This window comes from Burkholderia sp. KCJ3K979 (assembly GCF_016759955.1).
In the GTDB taxonomy this organism is placed as follows: domain Bacteria; phylum Pseudomonadota; class Gammaproteobacteria; order Burkholderiales; family Burkholderiaceae; genus Burkholderia; species Burkholderia orbicola.
In genome coordinates, this window is the sequence record NZ_JACFYV010000342.1 from 1 (window position 1) to 4,389 (window position 4,389).

The window sequence follows — 4,389 nt, forward strand, 5'->3', positions numbered from 1 at the left end:
GAAGCATTCGGTGTCGTTCTGCCTGTTCATGCCGACCGACGCCGCGCTGCGCGATGCGTGTTTCGCGGCCGGCGATCGCGGGCTGATGATGTTCGGCCTGGTGAACAAGATCAACGTGGGCAGCGCGACGAAGGCCGATGCCGCGCGGCAGGCCGGGCAGACGCTCGATGCGGCGACGCTCGCGAACCTCGAGCTGTACCACCGCAGCCGCGACAACCACGACGTGATCGACGCGTCGTATTTTTCGCCGGCCACCGTGCCGCAAGGCTTCGAGCCGGAGTTGCGACTCTTTCCGGGCGAACCGGCGCCGGCCTTTCCGCCCGTCGTGATCCATCACAAGTTCATCGTGATCGACGCGGAAGGCGCGAATCCGGTCGTCTATACGGGTTCGGCGAACATGAGCCGCAATTCCGAGCAGTACAACGACGAGAACCTGCTCGAGATCCGCGACAAGCGGATCGCGGCGATCTATCTCGCGGAATTCCTGCGGCTTTACGAGCACTATCGCGCACGGGCGCTGGCGATCAACGCGAAACGGCAGCACGGCACGGGTACGGGTACGGATGCGGGCGCGCATGCGCGGCTCGCGCTTGCGCCCGATTCGAGCTGGGCGAAGAAGTATTACGTGGCGGGCAGCCCGGAAGAGAAGGCGCGGATCGCGCTGGCGTCGGTCGCGCCGACGGACTGAGGCGATGAAGGGCTGAAGTTGGAGGGGGCGCGGATATCACGTGCCCCGGTCGGCGACTGCCGCCGCTTACGCGGCGACGTAGCGGAGCACTGCGTCGGCGATCGTGTCGCGATGCCGAGCGCGCAGGCGCGGTGCCGACGGATCGCGGCCGAATGCAGCGCCGAACGTGTAGCGGTTCGCCACGCGGTGGAAGCAGAACGAGCTGATCAGCAGGTGCAGGTCGAATGCATCGATGTCCTTGCGGAACACGCCGCTGGCCGCCCCGCGCTCGACCAGTTCCTCGAGCGTCTTGATGATGCTGACGTTGCGGTTCTTGAACGACTTCAGCTGTTCGACATACTTCGCGCCGTGGATGTTCTCGATCGACACGAGGCGCACGAAGTCGCGATGCTTGTCGTGATAGTCGAACGTGAATTCGACGAGGCGGCGCATGCCTTCGCGCGGCTCCATGTCGCCGACGTGCAGCTCCTGCTCGAGCGCGCGGATGTCGCCGTACACCTTCTCCAGCACGGCCTCGTACAGGCCTTCCTTGCTTTCGAAGTAGTAATAGAGCATCCGCTTCGTCGTGTTCGTGCGCTCGGCGATCGCGTCGACGCGCGCACCGGCGAGGCCCATCGCGGAGAATTCCTGCGTGGCGACATCGAGGATGTTGCGCTTGGTTTGCTCGGGATCGTATTTACGCCGCGCATCGGACGCAAGCGCGCGGGGGTCGGACGTGGCGGCCTTGCTTCCTGCTTTCATGTGACTTTGTTGTGGTTCGCGGCGGCGTGGAAAAGGCATTCTAGCATGTGGGAAATGCCCGCCCGGCCGACCTTCCGCTCTAATCGGCAAGGCCGTCGGCGCGGTCGTTTCGGCCGTCGCGGGCGCTCAGCGGCGGCAGGACGCGAGCGCGTCGCGGGCCTGGTACGCCGTGTACGCGAGTTGCGCGGCGGCAAGGCCGGCCAGCCCGAACGTGCGCGTGAGTCCGAACGCGGCGAAGCCGTCCGGCACCGGCCGGCCTTCGGCCAGCGCGGCGGCGAGCGCCTCGCCGGCCACCGTGGTCGGCGCCATCCCGTGGCCGCCGAACGCGATCGCATGCCATACGCCGTCCGCGTCGCGGCCGATCTGCGGCATCTTGTGCCGCGCGTAGCTCATCAACCCGCCCCACGCGTAGTCGACCTTCACGCCTTCCAGTTGCGGATACACGCGCAGCAGGTCGCGGCGCAGCAGGCGCGCGATCGCGTCGGGGCCGCGGTCGAGCACGGAGATCCGGCCGCCCCACAGGATCCGCGTGTCCTTCAGCGGACGGTAGTAGTCGAACGCGAAACGCGTGTCGTAGATCGCGTACGGCGCGTCGATCGCGTCGGGCAGGCGCGTGCCGAGCGGTTCGGTCGCAATCACGTAGGTCGCGATCGGCAGCACCGCGCGCTCGATGCGCGGCGACACGCCGCGCGCATAGCCGCCGCCGGCGAACACGACGTCCTTCGCGCGTACCGCGCCCTGCGCCGTGCGCACCACGTAGCCGGCGCCGTCGCGCGCGATGCCGAGCGCGGCCGAGCGCTCGTACACGCGTGCGCCGCCGCGCGACGCGGCCGCCGCGACACCGAGCACGTACTTCAGCGGATGGAAATGGAACGCGTTCGGCTCGAACAGGCCGCCGTAATAGCGCTGTGTTTTCAGCCGCTCGCGCAGCGCGCCGGTCGGGACGGGTTCCCATTCGACGCCGAGTTCGTTCTTCATCAGCGTGCGTACGCTGTCGAGCCGCGACGGATCGTCGAACCAGTTCGCGAGCATCACGCCCTGGTCGACGATGTCGCAATCGATCCCGTAGCGGGCGATGCGCGCGCGGATCAGGTCGACCGCGTCGACGGTGAGCCGGTACAGCCGACGCCCTTCGTCGCGGCCGAGCGTGCGCAGCAGGTCGGCGTTGTCGAGGCTGTAGCCGCCGAACACGAAGCCGCCGTTGCGGCCCGACGCGCCGAAGCCGACCCGTTCGCTGTCGAGCACGACGACGTCCGTCACGCCGCGCTCGACGAGGCCGAGCGCCGTGCACAGGCCGGCGAGGCCGCCGCCGACGATGCAGACCTGGGTATCGATCGTGCCGGTCAGTTGCGGGTAGGGCTGGCGGGTAACGGTGGCTTCGTAGAAGTTCTGCATGCGTGTTGGTGACTCGTGACGGCGGAAAAACAGGCGGCGCGCGTCGATCTTGCCTGAACGCGCGCGCCGCGTCGAATGGGAGCTTCAGCGCGGCGGCCGCCGCGTTACCGGGCGTCAGGCGCCCGGCGTCGGGTTGACCGGACGGGCGACATAGGCCGGATAGCCGGCGTTGGCCTTGTCGGTAGCCTCATGCGTCGCGTTGCGTTCGATCCACGGCGCGATTTCCATGTCCTCGTAGCGCACCAGCCGGCATTTGCGCACGAGCGCGTAGCCGACCCAGATCGCGACGAAGAACGGCAGGCCGATGTAGGTCGCGGCGACGCCGGTCCAGTCGATCTTGTCGGCGAGGAACGCCTGGTAGTCCTGGCCGAGCGCGACGACCGCGCACAGCGCGAACGCGAACAGCGGGCCGAACGGGAACCACTTCGACCGGTACGGCAGCTGCTCGAGCTGGTAGCCCTGCTTCAGGAAACCCTTGCGGAACCGGTAGTGGCTGACCGCGATGCCGAGCCACGTGATGAAGCCGGCCATGCCCGACGTGTTCAGCAGCCACAGGTAGACCGTCTTGTCGCCGTACAGCGACGTGAGGAAGCACAGCGCGCCGACGGCGGTGGTCGCATACAGCGCGTTGCGCGGCACGCCGCCCGGCGACAGCTTCGCGAACAGCTTCGGCGCGCGGCCTTCGACCGCGAGGTTGTAGAGCATCCGCGTCGACGCATACATGCCCGAGTTGCCGGCCGACAGCACGGCCGTCAGGATCACGGCATTCATCACGCCGGCGGCAAAGGCCAGACCCGCGTGCCGGAACACCAGCGTGAACGGGCTCACGCCGATATCGGTCACGTCGCTCTTCAGCAGGCTCGGATCGGTGTATGGAACCAGCACGCCGATCACGAAGATCGCGAACACGTAGAACAGCAGGATGCGCCAGAAGATCTGGCTCACCGCACGCGGAATCGTCGTGCGCGGGTTCTCCGATTCGCCGGCCGCGACGCCGATCATTTCGGTGCCCTGGAACGAGAAGCCCGCGATCATCGCAACGCCGAGCATCGTTGCCCAGCCGCCGACGAACGGCGCGTCGCCGATCGTGAAGTTGCCCCAGCCGGCGCTCGGGCCGCCCTGCATGATCCCGAAGATCATCAGCAGGCCGACGCCGACGAACGCGAGCACGGTGAGTACCTTGATCAGCGCGAACCAGTATTCGGCCTCGCCGAAGCCGCGCACCGACAGCGCGTTGAGCGCGAAGATCAGCGTGAGGAACAGCGCGCTCCACCAGACGCCCGGCACATGCGGGAACCAGTAGTGCATCACGAGCTGCGCGGCGACGAGCTCCACCGCCAGCGTCACGGCCCAGCTGTACCAGTAGTTCCAGCCGAGCGCGAAGCCGAAGCCTTCGTCCACGTATTTGGCGCCGTAGGTCGCGAACGAGCCCGACACCGGCATGAACGCGGCCATTTCGCCGAGGCTCGTCATCAGGAAATAGACCATCAGGCCGATCAGCATGTACGCGAGCATCGCGCCACCGGGGCCGGCCTGCGAGATCGATGCGCCGGACGCGACGAACA

4 protein-coding genes are annotated in these 4,389 nt (G+C 67.5%); 1 reads left to right on the forward strand and 3 read right to left on the reverse strand.

Going from position 1 to position 4,389, the window contains the following annotated elements; translation table 11 throughout:
• Window positions 1-688 (forward strand): phospholipase D-like domain-containing protein (locus H3O04_RS34150; RefSeq protein WP_237666530.1); only part of this gene is annotated, 688 nt, incomplete at its 5' end.
• 66 nt (window positions 689-754) lie between these two features.
• Here H3O04_RS34150 and H3O04_RS34155 read toward each other — a convergent pair.
• From H3O04_RS34155 to H3O04_RS34165, 3 genes are all read right to left on the reverse strand, one after another.
• Window positions 755-1,429, reverse strand: a complete 675-nt coding sequence (locus tag H3O04_RS34155; RefSeq protein ID WP_012339399.1) for a TetR family transcriptional regulator — start codon at window positions 1,427-1,429, stop codon at window positions 755-757.
• Window positions 1,430-1,555: 126 nt separating this feature from the next.
• Window positions 1,556-2,824: an NAD(P)/FAD-dependent oxidoreductase gene (locus H3O04_RS34160; protein WP_202589383.1), complete on the reverse strand. Its 1,269-nt coding sequence runs from the start codon at window positions 2,822-2,824 to the stop codon at window positions 1,556-1,558.
• A 114-nt stretch (window positions 2,825-2,938) separates the two neighbouring features.
• A partial coding sequence (locus H3O04_RS34165; RefSeq protein ID WP_202589385.1) for an amino acid permease occupies window positions 2,939-4,389 on the reverse strand: 1,451 nt, incomplete at its 5' end.

Coding starts and splice junctions, on each gene's coding strand:
- H3O04_RS34155 (WP_012339399.1), bottom strand. CDS start 1,429: ATGAAAGCAGGAAGCAAGGCCGCCACGTCCGACCCCCGCGCGCTTGCG.
- H3O04_RS34160 (WP_202589383.1), bottom strand. CDS start 2,824: ATGCAGAACTTCTACGAAGCCACCGTTACCCGCCAGCCCTACCCGCAA.